This is a genomic window from Oceanobacillus luteolus, from assembly GCF_023715655.1.
Classification (GTDB): Bacteria; Bacillota; Bacilli; order Bacillales; family Amphibacillaceae; genus Oceanobacillus; species Oceanobacillus luteolus.
On the sequence record NZ_JAMBON010000001.1, the window covers coordinates 459,889 to 476,352 of the forward strand.

General features: G+C 37.1%; 17 protein-coding genes and 1 other annotated feature. All 17 genes read right to left on the reverse strand.

Annotated elements, in window-relative coordinates:
- Positions 1–32: 32 nt before the first annotated feature.
- The gene (gene pyrR / locus M3210_RS02415) at positions 33–575 is read right to left on the reverse strand and encodes a bifunctional pyr operon transcriptional regulator/uracil phosphoribosyltransferase PyrR (RefSeq protein ID WP_251510902.1); all 543 of its coding nucleotides are present in this window, start codon (positions 573–575) and stop codon (positions 33–35) included.
- A gap of 170 nt (positions 576–745) precedes the next feature.
- The gene (locus tag M3210_RS02420; protein WP_251510905.1) at positions 746–1,657 is read right to left on the reverse strand and encodes an RluA family pseudouridine synthase; all 912 of its coding nucleotides are present in this window, start codon (positions 1,655–1,657) and stop codon (positions 746–748) included.
- Positions 1,654–2,133, reverse strand: a complete 480-nt coding sequence (gene lspA / locus M3210_RS02425) for a signal peptidase II (protein ID WP_251510907.1) — start codon at positions 2,131–2,133, stop codon at positions 1,654–1,656. The genes M3210_RS02420 and lspA overlap by 4 nt, the downstream gene beginning before the upstream one ends.
- A 166-nt stretch (positions 2,134–2,299) precedes the next feature.
- Positions 2,300–5,050 carry an isoleucine--tRNA ligase gene (ileS, locus tag M3210_RS02430; RefSeq protein ID WP_251510916.1) on the reverse strand — a complete coding sequence of 917 codons (2,751 nt, stop codon included), beginning with the start codon at positions 5,048–5,050 and terminating at the stop codon, positions 2,300–2,302.
- A gap of 69 nt (positions 5,051–5,119) precedes the next feature.
- Positions 5,120–5,343: a binding site (T-box leader), on the reverse strand.
- A 58-nt stretch (positions 5,344–5,401) separates the two neighbouring features.
- Entirely contained in the window at positions 5,402–5,905 is a 504-nt protein-coding gene (locus tag M3210_RS02435; RefSeq protein ID WP_251510918.1) for a DivIVA domain-containing protein, read from the reverse strand.
- A 106-nt stretch (positions 5,906–6,011) separates the two neighbouring features.
- Positions 6,012–6,788 carry a YlmH family RNA-binding protein gene (locus M3210_RS02440; protein WP_251510921.1) on the reverse strand — a complete coding sequence of 259 codons (777 nt, stop codon included), beginning with the start codon at positions 6,786–6,788 and terminating at the stop codon, positions 6,012–6,014.
- Positions 6,789–6,871: 83 nt separating this feature from the next.
- Positions 6,872–7,138, reverse strand: a complete 267-nt coding sequence (locus tag M3210_RS02445; protein WP_251510923.1) for a YggT family protein — start codon at positions 7,136–7,138, stop codon at positions 6,872–6,874.
- 18 nt (positions 7,139–7,156) lie between these two features.
- Complete coding sequence (locus tag M3210_RS02450) at positions 7,157–7,573, reverse strand: cell division protein SepF (protein ID WP_251510925.1); 417 nt, start codon at positions 7,571–7,573, stop codon at positions 7,157–7,159.
- Between the two features lie 27 nt (positions 7,574–7,600).
- Positions 7,601–8,272 (reverse strand): YggS family pyridoxal phosphate-dependent enzyme, encoded by a 672-nt coding sequence (locus M3210_RS02455; RefSeq protein WP_251510933.1) that lies wholly within the window; start codon positions 8,270–8,272, stop codon positions 7,601–7,603.
- A 25-nt stretch (positions 8,273–8,297) separates the two neighbouring features.
- Entirely contained in the window at positions 8,298–9,104 is an 807-nt protein-coding gene (gene pgeF, locus M3210_RS02460) for a peptidoglycan editing factor PgeF (protein WP_251510942.1), read from the reverse strand.
- A gap of 74 nt (positions 9,105–9,178) precedes the next feature.
- Positions 9,179–9,439 carry a YlmC/YmxH family sporulation protein gene (locus M3210_RS02465; protein WP_251510944.1) on the reverse strand — a complete coding sequence of 87 codons (261 nt, stop codon included), beginning with the start codon at positions 9,437–9,439 and terminating at the stop codon, positions 9,179–9,181.
- Between the two features lie 158 nt (positions 9,440–9,597).
- Positions 9,598–10,380, reverse strand: coding sequence for an RNA polymerase sporulation sigma factor SigG (sigG, locus tag M3210_RS02470; RefSeq protein WP_251510952.1), 783 nt, complete (start codon positions 10,378–10,380; stop codon positions 9,598–9,600).
- Positions 10,381–10,505: 125 nt separating this feature from the next.
- Positions 10,506–11,225, reverse strand: a complete 720-nt coding sequence (gene sigE / locus M3210_RS02475; protein ID WP_251510963.1) for an RNA polymerase sporulation sigma factor SigE — start codon at positions 11,223–11,225, stop codon at positions 10,506–10,508.
- A 13-nt stretch (positions 11,226–11,238) separates the two neighbouring features.
- A complete protein-coding gene (gene spoIIGA, locus M3210_RS02480; RefSeq protein ID WP_251510972.1) occupies positions 11,239–12,159 on the reverse strand; it encodes a sigma-E processing peptidase SpoIIGA in 921 nt (306 codons plus the stop codon).
- 246 nt (positions 12,160–12,405) lie between these two features.
- Positions 12,406–13,548 carry a cell division protein FtsZ gene (gene ftsZ, locus M3210_RS02485; RefSeq protein WP_251510980.1) on the reverse strand — a complete coding sequence of 381 codons (1,143 nt, stop codon included), beginning with the start codon at positions 13,546–13,548 and terminating at the stop codon, positions 12,406–12,408.
- A 99-nt stretch (positions 13,549–13,647) separates the two neighbouring features.
- Positions 13,648–14,937 (reverse strand): cell division protein FtsA, encoded by a 1,290-nt coding sequence (ftsA, locus tag M3210_RS02490; RefSeq protein WP_251510986.1) that lies wholly within the window; start codon positions 14,935–14,937, stop codon positions 13,648–13,650.
- A 214-nt stretch (positions 14,938–15,151) separates the two neighbouring features.
- Entirely contained in the window at positions 15,152–15,952 is an 801-nt protein-coding gene (locus tag M3210_RS02495) for a cell division protein FtsQ/DivIB (RefSeq protein WP_251510989.1), read from the reverse strand.
- Positions 15,953–16,464 lie beyond the last annotated feature (512 nt).

Sequence of the window (16,464 nt, forward strand, 5' to 3'; positions counted from 1 at the left end):
CTCTCGGATTTAATTAAAAGTTGTTTCCTATATTATTTTTCAAAGATGGACACTTGATCATTTTTATCCACTTCATTCAAACGTACAACAATTACTTCCTTTTCTGAAGTAGGGATATTTTTCCCTACATAGTCTGCACGAATCGGTAATTCTCGATGACCGCGATCAATCAGGACACCTAATTGAATTTGCGATGGCCTGCCTATGTCTATGACCGCATCCATCGCGGCTCGGACAGTTCTACCTGTGAATAATACATCGTCAACCAAAACGACTAGTTTTCCAGTGATTTCTTCATCGATACTCGATGATTTAACTTCTGGGTCATTGTTCTCTGTGACCTTCTCTAAATCGTCACGGTAAAGCGTAATATCGAGTTCTCCAATTGGTACTGTAATATTTTCAATTTGTTTAATTTTTTCCTGGAGGCGTTTTGCTAACGGAACACCACGCGTTTTAATTCCTACAAGAATTAAATCATCTGCCCCTTTATTTCTTTCTAAAATTTCATGGGCCATGCGTGTAAGTGCTCGATTGATTGCTGGTGCGTCAAGAACTACTGTCTTTTTCTTCATTGGCTATGTTTTCCTCCTAACATTTTCCAACAAAATAATCCCTTTTCTCCAGAGGAAAAAAGGGATTTAGACACAAATGTATCCAATGTTTACCGTTCCTTTTTAGCCTCACGGGACTATAATTAAAGGTCGTTCATCTCCATACATTATTTCAAATGACATGATAAATGTCAATACATTTTTTCAATTGTTTCCAATGCTTCCGTAAAAAATTCTGGAATGTCGGAACTGAACTGCATATATTTGCCTGTTATCGGATGTATAAATCCAACTTCTTTAGCGTGTAAAGCCTGACCATTTAAATCCAATGTTTTTCTAGGTCCATATAAAGGATCACCTACTAATGGGTAACCGATATATCTCATATGGACACGTATCTGGTGGGTTCTACCAGTTTCTAATTTACATTCCACATAAGAGTAATCAGGAAATCTCTTTAATACTCGGAAATGAGTGATTGCTTTTTTTCCATTATCCACTACAGCCATACGCTGTCTATTTTTAGGATCCCTTGCAATTGGTGCATCGACCATCCCTGTTTCATGCGGGATTTCCCCATGGACAAGAGCTATATATTTTCTGTCCACTTCACGATTTGCTAGCTGCTCTGATAAACCCACATGTGCTTGGTCATTTTTCGCAACGATTAAAAGTCCACTAGTATCTTTATCAAGTCGATGTACAATACCTGGTCGTTCTACACCATTAATTCCTGATAGGTCGTTGCAATGGTATAACAACGCATTAACAAGCGTGCCGGAACCATGTCCGGCCGATGGATGTACTACCATTCCCCGAGGCTTATTTACAACCAATAAATCATTATCTTCATAAATAATATCTAGTGGAATATCTTCAGCCTCTATTTCGAGAGGTTTCACTTCAGGTATGTGCCATTCAATTCGATCACCTAGTTGACATTTGTAATTCGCTTTTACGCTTTCGTCATTTACTGAAACATATCCATCAGCAATCCAAGATTGGATTTGCGAACGAGATCTTTCTGGATTGATATCTGCAAGCAGCTTATCAATCCTCTGTTTACTCTGTTCTGAAGTCACTATATGTGTAAAAGAACTCATGCTTTTTTACTTTCCTTCCTTTTTTCATTTCTTTCATCCATAATCGTTACAATAACAATTAAAATGACACCAATTGTCAATGCAGAATCTGCTATATTAAAGATAGGGAAATTATAATTAAAGATATAAAAATTAAAAAAATCCACTACTTCTTGTCTAAATATGCGATCGATAAAGTTTCCGATTGCACCGCCGAGAATAATTCCTAAGGATACTCCAAGCAATTTATTATTACGTGCGTACTTCTGCATATAATAAACGGCCACAGCAATAAATATTACAGTTACAATATAAAAGAACAACATTTGCCCTTGAAGGATTCCCCATGCAGCCCCGCTGTTCCGGTGTGAAGTGAGATAAAAGAATCCATCAATTATGCGGATACTTTCACCCAATTCCATATTGGCAACAACAAGCCATTTTGTAAACTGGTCAATTAAAATAATAATAATTGCAATAAGATAATATCTTAACATACAAGTCCTCCGAATTTACAGCTTCCAATTTATAGTCTTTGTCTTTATTTATCTTATCCTTTAAACAAGTGAATTACAAGAACGAACCTAAGTAAAAATGAAAAGACTGCCCCTTCTTTAGGAAAGGACAGTCTTTCTTTACATCTAGCTCAGAGAACTTATACCTTTAAGCTTGATAATGTTCTTTAACAACTGATGCACAACGAGTACACAATGTAGGATGATCGTTGTCTTCTCCAACAGTTTCTGATGACACCCAGCAGCGCTCACATTTTTCACCTGGATGCACTTCAACTAATACATTTACATAACGGTATTCTTTTGCTTCCGGTTCTTCATCTTTTACTACGGCTTCCGAAACGATTAAGAATTGATGCAGATATTCCATATCATGCAGAACTTTTTTCGTTTCTTCATCACGTGGTACTAATGTTACTTTTGCTTCTAATGGTTTACCGATCAACTTTTCATTTCTAGCTTCTTCTAATGCCTTTAAGACATCATCACGGACTTGCATGAAATGATTCCATTTTTCTTTATCAAAACCATTGATTTCTCTCGGTTCAGGAATATCAGTCAGTTGAACACTACTTTCCTCTACACCTGGAATATACTCCCATACTTCTTCTGTTGTATGAGGAATGATAGGCGTTAAGAGTTTGACGAGTGTTGTCAAGATTTCATAGTATGCTGTTTGGATGCTGCGACGACGTTTGTGATTTGGATTCTCAATGTACAGAATGTCCTTGGCGAAATCCAAGTAAAACGCACTTAAATCAACCGAGCAGAAATTATGAATATCATGGAAGATTGGTGAGTATTCATATACTTCATAATGGTTCCGTGAATTACGTAACAGTTCTTGAAGTCGATTTAGCATGAACAAATCAACTTCTTCCATATCCGACTCGGCTACCTTATCTTTAACAGGGTCGAAATCAGCTAAATTACCTAGGATAAAACGGAAGGTATTTCTGATTTTACGGTAAGCTTCGGATGTTTGTTTCAAAATATCATCCGATATTCTTACGTCTGCCTGATAGTCTACAGAGGCTACCCATAAACGGAGAATATCTGATCCCAACTGCTTTTGAACTTTACTTGGTACAATTACGTTTCCAATAGATTTACTCATCTTTCTTCCTTCACCATCAAGCACAAAGCCATGACTGATGACTCCCTTATATGGTGCTTTTCCAGTAACAGCAACCGCTGTAGAGATGGAAGAGTTAAACCAACCGCGATATTGGTCACTACCTTCAAGGTAAATATCTGCAGGGCGGCGATGATCTTCTCGATTCATCAATACACCTTCATGAGTAGACCCGGAGTCAAACCAAACGTCCATAATATCCGTTTCTTTTGTAAACTTTCCATTAGGGCTGTGTTCTGAAGTAAAACCTTCAGGGAGCAGGTCTTCTGCTTCTCTTTCAAACCAAACATTAGAACCGTATTCTCTAAACAGTTCAGACACATGATTGATTGTTTCTTCAGTAATGATTGGTGTGCCGTCTTCTCCATAAAATACTGGAATTGGTACACCCCAAGTACGTTGTCTAGAAATTACCCAGTCTTCGCGATCACGTACCATATTGTATAGTCGCGTTTCGCCCCAATTTGGATACCAATCTACATTTTTGATTTCATTAAGGATATCTTGACGAAAATCTTTGATTGACGCAAACCACTGTGGTGTAGCTCGGAAAATCGTCGGTTTTTTCGTACGCCAGTCATGTGGATAAGAGTGAGTGATAAAGTCTAATTTTAATAGTGCGCCAACTTCTTCTAATTTCTCAGTGATGGCTTTATTTGCTTTATCATAAAACATTCCTTCAAATCCTGGTGCTTCATCTGTGAATACCCCTTTGTCATCAATTGGTGATAGGGCCTCTAAGCCGTAACGTTGAGCAACATAAAAGTCATCTTCCCCGTGGCCTGGTGCAGTATGGACACAACCAGTACCAGCGTCTGTCGTTACATGTTCACCAAGAATAACTAGTGAATCCCGGTCGTAAAATGGATGTTTAGTCACAACGCGTTCCAAATCTTGACCCTTCACTTGTTTTACAACTTCAGGATTTTCCCATTCAAGTTCTTCGGATACTGTTTCAAGCAGAGACTCTGCAATAACATATTTCTCTTCTTTCACTTTCACAACGACATATTCAAGATCTGGATGGACAGTGATTGCAAGGTTTGCAGGTATTGTCCATGGTGTCGTCGTCCAAATGACTATTTTCTCACCAGTTTCAAGTACGCCTTTTCCGTCCGTCACTTCAAATGATACATAGATGGATGGAGAGCGTTTATCATAGTACTCGATCTCCGCTTCTGCAAGAGCTGATTCCGAAGAAGGTGACCAATTGACAGGCTTTAATCCTTTATAGATATAACCTTTTTTCGCCATTTCACCAAATACTTTAATTTGCGCAGCTTCAAATTCTTTCGTCAATGTGATGTATGGGTTATCCCAATCACCACGCACACCTAATGCTTTAAATTGAGTTCGTTGATTATCAATTTGTTCTAAGGCATATTCTTCACACATTTTACGGAACTCTGGAATTGGAATTTCCTTCCGATTAATCTTCTTTTTCTTAGTTAAAGCCGTTTCAATTGGCAAACCATGTGTGTCCCAACCTGGAATATAAGGTGCATGATAGCCTGTCATTGATTTGTAGCGCACAATAAAATCTTTCAATACTTTATTAAGAGCATGCCCAATATGCAAATCACCATTTGCGTATGGCGGTCCATCATGAAGAATGAACAAAGGACGACCTTTCGTTCGCTCTTGAACCTTTTCATAAATTCTCTCTTCTTCCCACTGCTTCTGCCTTTGTGGCTCTTTATTAGGTAAATTCCCGCGCATAGGGAATTCAGTTTTTGGCATTAATAATGTATCTTTATAATCCATCCTGCACTTCCTCCTTAATTACTTTCTTTCAAACAATTTTTTATATAAAAAAAGCCCTCTTCATCCCTAGAAAGGGACGAGAAGACTCGCGGTACCACCCTTATAAATTTAAATTATAAAATTCAAATTCACTCGAAGATCTTTTAACGGGGATGAACCGTCCACTATTACTGTCAATTCATAATGGATACATCGGGAGTGATTTTCTAAAAGCTATCTGTGTCAGACTTCCACCATCCTCTGACTCGCTTAACCAGAATATACTTTTATACTGTCTCCGTCATCGTATTTTAGCGAAAAAACTTTACTTGTATGAATTATATGTAAAAATCCTCTAGCCGTCAAGCACTACTATGCATTATTTTCAATCAATTCATCTTCGTCGCCGATTTCTGTATCAAAAAGATTTTCCCAATCATCATTTTCGATCATCTCGAGTTGAGCTTCAACCAGCATTTTTAGACGTGTACGGAATACTTTTGCTTGTTTTTTAAGCTCTTCCACATCCATGGAAATTCTTCGAGATTTGCTTAATGCTTCATTGATGATACGATCAGCATTCTTCTCAGCTTCTTTAATGATTAATTTGGATTCTTTCGCAGCATTCCCTTTAACTTCTTCGGCTGTTTCTTGTGCTACAAGTATTGATTTATTCAACGTTTCTTCAATATTTGTGAAGTGTCCTAATTTCTCTTCAAGTTGGGCAACCTTTTCTTCTAGATTCTTTTTTTCCCGAATGACCATTTCATAATCTTTCACTACCTGATCTAGAAACTCGTTAACTTCATCTTCATCATAACCACGAAATTTACTGGAAAATTCCTTGTTATGAATATCTAACGGTGTTAATGGCACTTAGGCCACCTCCTTAATGCTGATAATATTAATATATCATAAAATGAGTTATCTTTATATTTCGACATAAAGTCTAAAACTCCTGCAAGTCTAAGTAAATTTAAACTTATTGCAATATTGCTGTAATAATACGATATTTCTCTTTCTTTGTCTGTCCTTCAATACGGACAAGCTTACTTCGGCCTTTCCCACGCAAAGATAATAAGTCCCCTTCTTCCAACGGGAATTTATTGTCATGAACAATTTTGTGATTGACTTTAACCAATTGCTTCTCAATTGCTGTTTGTGCATCCTTACGTGACATACGGTAAATTTCTTTTAAAACAGTATCTAATCTAAGAGAAGATACTGTTTTACTGGATTCAACCCAATTTGATTTAGGTAGAAGTGCTTTTTCGATATCCACTTCTTTTAAATGAATCTTAGCATGTTTTATTGATGTTAGATTCATGGAAACGAAATTGCTTATTTCAGATGCCACAAAAATTTGCACGATGCCATCCGAAACAAAAATATCACCAAGTTTTTCCCGTTTTACACCTAAAGATAAAAATGCTCCCATCACATCACGATGTGTCAGCGTCACAAACTTTTCATGGTAATCTGCTTCTAAAAGAGTGATCTGATAATGATCTGATGTGATTTCTTCATAATAAGGTGCAATAATCATTCTCTTTCTCTCAGAATTTGGAGAACCGCCTGAATCAGCAAGTTGTAGTTCATCCTTACTTTCACTTACTAACATTTGTACAATTTGCTGTTCCCGCGGATCTAAAAAGTCTGTCAATCTTGCAACATACGTTCGTTCAACTTGTTCTTTCCATGAGAATACCTGGTCAATAAACGGTTCTTCTTCTTTCCGAAAGTGCTGGTAAATATCCATCTATAACTTCCTTTTAAATCTAATACTATTCATTCTCTATGTAATGGAAGTTCCATAGAACAGAACTGTTCCAAAATATCATTTTATAACAGGAACATCTGGAAAAATGAAACTAATCCCGTTCTAGCTAATGAAAGTACGATAATGGCTACGATTGGAGAGATGTCAATCATTCCTAGAGGTGGAATGAACCTGCGGAAGATTTCTAAATAAGGCTCACAAATTCTTCCGAGCATCTCCCCAAACGAAGATTCACGAGCTCCTGGGAACCAGGACATTAAAATATAAATAATGAGTGCCCATGAATAGATAGATAATGCTAATTGCAAAAAGTATAAGAGTTGATACATTAAATACGACCATCCTTTTTAATATTCATCTTCATAAGTGAATGATTCTGTGATGGAACCAGTCACATCTACATTATCAGGAGTACACAAAAATGTTTCAGCACCCAGCTTTTGAATATCTCCATTCAATGCATAAACAGTCCCACTTAGAAAATCAACTATCCGTTTAGCTTGATGACTTTCCACCCTTTGCAGGTTTATGACAACTGCACGTTTATTAACAATATTATCCGCTATCTCTTGTGCCTCATTATAAGAACGCGGCTCACAAAGGACTACCTTTTGAGCAGGTTGCTGTACACTCTGCAAACTTACAACATTTTGATTCTTTGGTTTTGGAGCAGCCTTCTCAGGTAGATCGTCCTCTTCAATATACTCGTATTCATATTCTTCGTCCATTGTAAAGTAGTTCTTAATTTTGTTTTTAAAGCTCATTTCCTTCACCTCTTATAAAGGGTAGTTTTATTCACCAACTAGTTTTGAACCTATACGGATATGTGTTGCTCCTTCTTCAATAGCAATTTTATAATCATTACTCATCCCCATGGATAAATAATGACAAGGTGCATGGGCTAAATTTTTATCCTTGATTTTATTCCTTAGTTGGGCAAGTTGCTGGAAAACACTACGTATTTCTTCCTGGTCTTCGATATGAGGAGCCATGGTCATTAACCCGACTACTTTAATTTTGTCATATTGAGCAATTTGTTCAATGAAAGATTCTACTTCCTCGACGGATAGCCCATGCTTTGTTTCTTCTCCGCTTACATTGACTTGAACAAAACATTCTATTGTCTTAGAAGCCCGTTTATTTATTTCTTTCGCTAAGGATTTACGATCCAGGGAGTGAATCATGTCTACCTTGTCAATAATATCTTTAACTTTTCTGGATTGTAAAGTACCGATAAAATGCCACTTTGCTTTCTCACCAATTGCTTCGTACTTCTCCAAGAATCCTTCATTTCGGTTTTCGCCAAAATGTTGGATTCCAGCTTCCAACAGCTCGTTATTTCGTTCAATTGTAACATATTTCGTTACAGCAATTAATGTAATATCCTTTACATTTCGATTACTCCGTTTACATGCTGCTTCCATGTTTTTTCTGATTTCTTCTAAGTTCGTTGTTACAACCATTCTCAAACAATCCCCTTTAATTTCTTTATACCCGCATACCTATGAAACCAAGCATTCTGCCTGTCTTTCCCTGGTCACGTCTGTATGAAAAAAATAAATCTTTATCTCGATACGTACAGTAATTTGTCATATCTATATTATGCCTTAATATTCCGGAATGTAAAAGGATTTCTTTATTCAACTCTTTTAGGTTTAAAAGAAAGCGTTGATTTCCTTTAGATTTTAATACTTTATCCCGATACTGTTGGTCAATATGGGAGACAACCCGCTCATCCACTTCATAGTGTTCCTGAGAAATTCCTGGGCCGATTGTGACCTGGATGTTTTCCAGCTTGGACCCATTTTCCTTAAAACGAGTAATCATTTCTTTTCCAATTTGGTTTACTGTGCCTTTCCATCCGGCATGGGCAATCCCAATGATTTCTTCTTCAGGATCATAGAAGTAAAGTGGGATACAATCAGCATAAAATGCTATTAGTAATACACCTTTCTCCTTTGTCAATATTCCGTCAATCCCGGATAAAGCAGATTCAGTTGAAAATGCTCCCTTACCTTTATCCAATCCAGACACAAGCTGTACTTTTTTCCCATGAACTTGTTCAGCCGCTACCCAATCCTCTAGAGGGAAACCTGTTAACGCTGCTAGACGTTCTCTATTTTCAAGCACATCGTCAATAACGTCTTGAACATGGAGACCACAATTAAAGGTGGAGAAATTGCCTTTACTTACACCGCCATTCTTTGTCGTCATGCCTGCAACTAGATTTGTTGATGATTGTTGCCATCCTTTTAATTGTAAAATCTGTTCCTGTTCCAAATGAAATGGTTCCACTTCAAGTCCGCCTCCTTTATCTTGTTTCATTTTATCATATTTTGTCTAGTAGATAACCTATTTTGTCCTTCATATTAAGGTAACATCAAAGTACGCTGGTCAATGGATTCCTTAACAAGGATAACGTCCTCCCCGATGCGTAGAATTTGTTTCCAAAGCACTTGGATCTCTTCAGCTTTACTGAAAAACCCACCTTTCGAATCTCTATCCGCTAAAATCAATGCAACAATTTTACCCGTCTTCACATCAATCTCCAAATCAACAATAAATCCTAATCTCCTTCCATCAACAACTGAAATGACTTCCTTCATTTGCAAATCCGATAAGCGTATCATTTTATCACCTCTTTATACACTATATGCAGGTCCTATACCTTTTTAAGACAAAATAAAAAAGCAGGTATATACCTGCTTCTTAATCAAGCACAGGCGCCCAGTGACTATTGGACTTTCTTAATCTGTATGTCACTAACTGAACGACTGCCCTATTGTATTCATTCAAACATTCGCTTATTCATTTGTTTGATTGCGGCCTTTTCCAACCTTGAAACTTGAGCCTGAGAAATTCCGATTTCTTCTGCTACTTCCATTTGGGTTTTTCCTTGGAAAAATCGCTTATTTAAGATAAGTTTTTCTCGCTCGTTTAGCTGGACCATTCCCTCTTTAAGTGATATTTTGTCATCCCAATTTGTTGCTTTATCCTTTTCATCACTAATTTGATCAACTACATAAATCGGATCGCCTCCATCGTTGTAAATCGGTTCAAATAAAGAAACCGGTTCTTGGATAGCGTCCAAAGCAAAGACTATATCTTCCTCTGGGATTCCAGTCTCTTCAGCTATTTCTTTATGTGTCGGTTCACGCGAAGTTTTACTCATCAGCAATTCTCGCGCCTGTAATGATTTATAAGCTATATCACGTAATGATCGAGATACACGAATTGGATTATTATCACGCAAATACCGTCGTATCTCTCCAATAATCATTGGTACTGCATATGTGGAAAACCTTACATTATGTCCTAAATCAAAATTATCAATCGATTTCATAAGCCCGATACAACCAACTTGAAACAGATCATCAACATATTCTCCTCGATTATTAAAACGTTGTATCACACTTAACACAAGACGTAAATTTCCATTCACCAACTCTTCCCTTGCTGAGAGATCACCATCTTCCTGGAGTCGTATGAATAACTTTTTCATTTCTTCATTTTTCAATACTGGTAGTTTGGATGTATCTACACCACAAATCTCTACTTTATGTCTAGCCATATCTGCTCAACCCTCCCAGATGTCGATGCTGTTCAAGGACAGTATCTCCCTCCAAAAGGGTTTTTATGCAACCTGAAAAGAGTCAGAATTTGGTAAAACGTAATCAAGCCACGTGGATGTAGAACTTACAACATTTTATTAAATTCTTTTTGAAGCCTACGAATAATTTTCTTTTCTAATCTGGATATATAAGATTGGGATATACCTAACATATCTGCAACATCTTTTTGGGTTTTTTCTTCTTGACCGTGTAATCCGAAACGCAAAGTCATAATTTGTTGTTCCCGTTTATTCAGTTGCGATAGCGCATCTTTCAACAGATTTTTATCTACTGTGGATTCAAGGTTTTTTGTAATGATATCTTCCTCTGTGCCAAGAACATCAGATAATAGCAGTTCGTTGCCGTCCCAATCAATATTCAGTGGCTCATCGAAGGAAATTTCCGACTTGAGCTTATTGGTTCTTCGCAAATACATAAGTATTTCATTTTCAATACAACGTGATGCATATGTTGCCAACTTTATTTTCTTTTCTGGCTTAAATGTATTCACAGCTTTAATTAATCCAATTGTTCCAATGCTGATCAGGTCTTCTATGTTAATACCGGTGTTCTCAAACTTCCGGGCAATATATACCACCAAACGTAGATTCCGCTCAATTAATAAAGCCCTTGCTGATTGATCTCCCTTAGTAAGTAAGTTCAACAGCTCCTCCTCTTCCTCTTTATTAAGTGGAGGAGGCAGTGCTTCTTTTCCACCAATATAATATATTTCGGGGGATTTAATCTTTAATTTAATTAGTAAGCGATACCAATATAATCTCAATCGAATTTTCCACATGCTCATCAACCCTCTCTTTTTATGCTGAATAAGTTATCGCCGATTGAATGAGTTCCGGCTGCAATAAACAATTATAATTTCCATCTTTCGTTAAATTTCCAAATTGAATCCCAACTAGAAAATTACGTGTATAGATCTCTTTGCTATCATAGTGAATAATCATTTCATCTGGAACGATAGTAAAAATAAAGCCATTCCCCCCTTCAACCCCCTGATATGGAATAATTCTTAAGTAATCAATCCATGCTTTAGGAATTTGATCCATATCCAGGTGATGATAAGCCTTCTCCAATTGATCCCACTCTGACTGCTCAAACCAGTCAGATAGAAATTCTTCATCGCAAATAATAACCGGTTTTTTAGTGAAGGGATCAATAAGCTGATTACCACTGTCAATAAATCCATTAGTATAGTGGCTTTCACCTTTTATCTTTATAGAGACAGGTATTTTCATATCATAACGGATTTTGTCTTGAACGTGCTTGTCCATACGCTGTTTCGTAAATATCCAAACAACAGGGAAAAATACTACAACGAATAACCAACTAATCGGATCCCCATATCCTGTGTTATACGTTAAAAATCCGGATTGCGAGATGGTAAAGGGCTGTTCGGCTATAAAATGGATAGCAATCAATCCACCACCAACTGAAAAGCTCATCATGTAAAACAAAGCCAATAACTTCAACACCTGAGAGATCTTATTAAACCCAAAGCTAGCTAAAATAATTAACATGGAAAAAAGTAATTTTCCAATAATACTTGTGAAAAAAGAGTCCGGGAAAAGGATGGTTATTGGTACGATTAATGAAGCTACAAATGCACCAAATGCCAATCGCAATCGACTAGTATGTAAACGTGCCAGCTTGTCAGTCAGCAAAAGCAGCATAAAGTCCAATAGAAAATTTAGTAGCCATATTGCATCAAGATAGATAGTCAACTTTCTCTCCCTTTCTACTTCTTATAAAAAAATAGTAATCTCCAGATGTAAATTGAAGTATAGCTCAAGCTCCAAAAAAAGTCTGTCAGTTCTTGTATGCGATAAACAACTACTTTTCACTAAAATATTCGGGGTTTGTCGGAATAGGAAATATGCTAAAATACGACTTTCAACTAGGTTTATAGAGTAAAAAATAAAAAACAGAGCAGAATATTATCTGCTCTGTTTATATTAAACATGATTTAATTAGCGGTTCCGGTTGCGATTTCTTAAGAATGTAGGAATATCTAATTCGTCCTCTTCCACTTTTGGTCTAGGAATATTAGTTTCCCGTTTCGGTTGTTGTTGCTCTTCAGGAGCACGTGTAGCTGCGTGCTGTCTTTCTGCAATAGCAGGTCTGCTATCCCTTTTTACAGTTGTTGTAGGTTTTTTAACTGTTTCATCAAAACCTGTTGCAATTACTGTAACGACAATTTCATCATTAAGGTTTTCATTGATTACTGAACCGAAGATAACGTTAACCTCTTCGTCTGCTGCATTTGTCACAAGATCAGCTGCCTCTTGAACTTCATATAAACTTAAGTTGGCGCCACCAGTAATATTCATGAGGATACCATGCGCACCATCAATCGAAGTTTCAAGCAACGGGCTGGAGATAGCTTTTTTCGCTGCCTCTGTTGCTCTTGTTTCACCCGTAGCAATCCCGATTCCCATAAGTGCTGAACCTTTGTCATACATAATGGTCTTCACATCAGCAAAGTCGACGTTGATCAGACCTGGTTTAGCAATTAAATCGGAAATCCCTTGAACCCCTTGGCGAAGGATATTATCCGCCTCACGGAATGCTTCTAACATCGGTGTATTCTTATCAACAATCTCTAGTAATCTGTCATTTGGGATAGTAATTAATGTATCTACATTGCTTTTCAATGTATCAATACCATTAACCGCTTGGTTCTGCCTTCTTCTTCCTTCGAAAGAGAACGGACGGGTTACTACACCCACAGTAAGCGCTCCAAGTTCTTTTGCAATTTGTGCAATAACTGGTGCCGCACCTGTACCAGTGCCACCACCCATTCCAGCAGTTACAAATATCATATCCGCTCCAGAAAGCACTTCTTCCAATTGTTCTTTACTTTCCTCGGCAGCTTTTTTACCAACTTCCGGATTAGCTCCCGCACCTAATCCACGAGTCAATTTTGTTCCGATTTGAACTTTTATTTCTGCTTTTGATAAGTTTAAAGCTTGTGCGTCTGTATTGACAGTGATGAATTCTACTCCTTCAACACCATCTTCAATCATACGGTTAACAGCATTATTACCGCCTCCGCCAACGCCAATAACTTTTATTTTCGCTAATTCCTCCATACCAGTATCAAACTCCAACATACTCAGTTCCTCCTAATTTGCAAAATTACAAGCGTTCTAGAAGCTAATTATAGAAAATGCCATTTGAACAAATTGTTCCGGCACAACAAATTCCTTCAATTAATCAAAGAAATATTTAAATAAATTAGCAATTCCAGATTCCTTTTTCTTTTTATTTTCCTTTGTTTCTCTAGGTTTCGTTTGGGATTGTTTCGGATTACGTTTCGGCTTAGATTCATGTTCAACTTCACTAATCGCCGGATATAACTGCTTACCTTGAATTTTCGCATTCCGATAAGCAAATTGCAATATACCGACTCCTGTCGTATAAAGTGGCTCACGCACCCCTATATAATCAGGGATCGCAATACGGACATTGGAATAAAACAGACTTTGTGCCAACTCACTCACACCCGGCATTGCCATCGTACCACCAGTCAACACAAAGCCTCCTGGCAGTTCGTTGTAGCCCATCCGCTTAATTTCCCTTGCCGTGAATTCAAAGATTTCTTCCATTCTTGCCTCAATCATATCAGAAATTTGCAATTGGTTATATGTTTGTCTATTATTGCTGCCAATAATGGAGACTTCGAAAGTTTCATTTTCATCCGCGTCATCGTAAAAAGCATGACCATAATTCAGTTTAATATCTTCTGCTTCTTCCGTTGAGGTCCGGAGACCGATGGATAAATCTTTCGTAATGTTATCTCCACCAAGTGCGATTGTACTTGTGGCAACTAAATAGTCATTTTCAAATATGGAGACCGTTGTACATCCACCACCAACGTCAATCAGTGCCACACCCATATTTTTCTCGTCACTGGATAAAGCGACTGAACCAGAAGCTAAAGGTGAAAGACAGATATCAGAAACCTCAAGTCCTGCCCGTTCAACACATTTCAAAGTGTTATGTAATACCGTCTTTGAGCAAGTAATCAATGTACCTTCCATCTCAAGACGAACACCAATCATTCCTCGTGGATCCGTGATTCCATCCAGACCATCTACAATAAATTGTTCTGGAACCACATCTATAATTTCCCTTTCTGGAGGAATTGAAACTACCTGTGCACCGTCAATCACACGAGTCACATCTTCATCATCAATTTCTCTACTTTCATTTTGGACAGCAACAACGCCATGGCAAGGTTGGAGCCATATATGATTTCCATTGATTCCTACAACAACACGATTGATTTGCATGCCTACCATTCTCTCTGCCTGCTCAATCGCACTACGAATCGATTGTACCGTCTGATCAATATCAACAATGGCACCTTTTTTCATACCAAGGGATTTTGCTGTTCCGACTCCGATTATATTCAATGAATCATCTAGTACTTCTCCAATTATCACTTTAATTTTCGATGTACCTATATCAAGGCTCACGAGAATTTCACTATTATTCAAAGAATGGCACCCCCAAAAATTACATTACATTCCAGTTATAATTATCTAAACATAGCAGTCTAGCATTAATATTTTTTCTAACAGTATCATTAATTAATTCAACATAAGCAGTACATTTCCCTTTATTTATAGAAAATAATCCTGTCTGCTTCTATACTTTTCGTATTGCCTTTTTATTTTAAGTCGTTCCCAATCATATTAACATCATTCCGCCCTATTCTAGCGACTCCTCTATTTCTTCCTCTTCTTCTATATCGGCATCTGATTCAAAGGATTCAAAATAAACACCAACACCTATATGTATGATACCCTTAGTATTTGGGTCAAGCTGGGAAACTACTGAAGGATAAACAGCCATCCCTTCGGCAAAATCCATAATTGTTCCTTTCACTACAAATCCATCATTCATAAAGAGTAAGATGTTGTTTTGATTTCCTTCTTCAGGCTTCCAATAAACTTCAGAAATTAAATCCAAAATATCAGGAGGCAATTGATAGAGCTCATCAGCCATCTTTTTTAAAAACTCCTCATCGGTGAAACCTATTAATAACGGAGCTTCTCCAGTAAAGGATTGATATTCGACTGAGTCTAAAACTTCACCAGTGTGTAGAACTGGTAAGTAATTCGTTCCATCTTCAATAATACCAATAATTTCTTTTTCTTCGACTGTGATTGCTACCGTATTAGGCAGCTTTCTTTCTACATCCACTTCTTCAATCACTGGATTGTCTTTCAGTTTGCTCTCAATATCAGCAAAGTCAATAGCCCAGATATTTGGTTTATCCAATAAGCCTGACAACTCTGTAATCTCTTCATCAGTTATAAAGGAATTGTTATGTACAGTAATTGTTTTTACCTCGCTTAATGGTGATTGCAGATAAACGATAATAGAAATTAAGAAGAAAAAGATTGTCATGTAAAAAACCAAACGTCGATTTGCTTTTTTCTTTCGAGCTTCTTTTAATTTAGGAATACGATCCTCGATGGAAACGATATTCTTATTGTCTTTATTCATCTCCATTTCTTCCTTTATCAGCAGACTAAGTCTAATTTTTATATAGATTATAGTAAAATTTAAAAACGGCAATAAAAATGCCGTTTATATCTAGTTATTAGAATTATATCATAGATTAGTAGTTAACAGATAGTATACTTACCATAGAAATGTAAGTTTTTATTGGTAAAAAAAGTAATTGATTTAAAATGATGGATTTTAGATGAATTAATTGATATTAACATCAACATAAATTACTGATATTCGAATTCAGTTACCTTCTTTTCATGTTCGCAGCCCCCGATACACCTTCGCTTTCCGTGGCGGCTGGTGAGCCTCCTCAGGCACAAGCGCCTTGCGGGGTCTCACCGATGCCTTTGCTCCCACAGGAGTCTTCGGTGTATCGGGGCTGCTCCGAGCAAAACTAAAGTTGATACATTGTATTTTTATTTATGTCAGCAAAAAATTAACAAAATCAGTAAAAGGCCACTTTAATTTGAATCCTGAATTTCCTTTGCACAATCATTTTATAT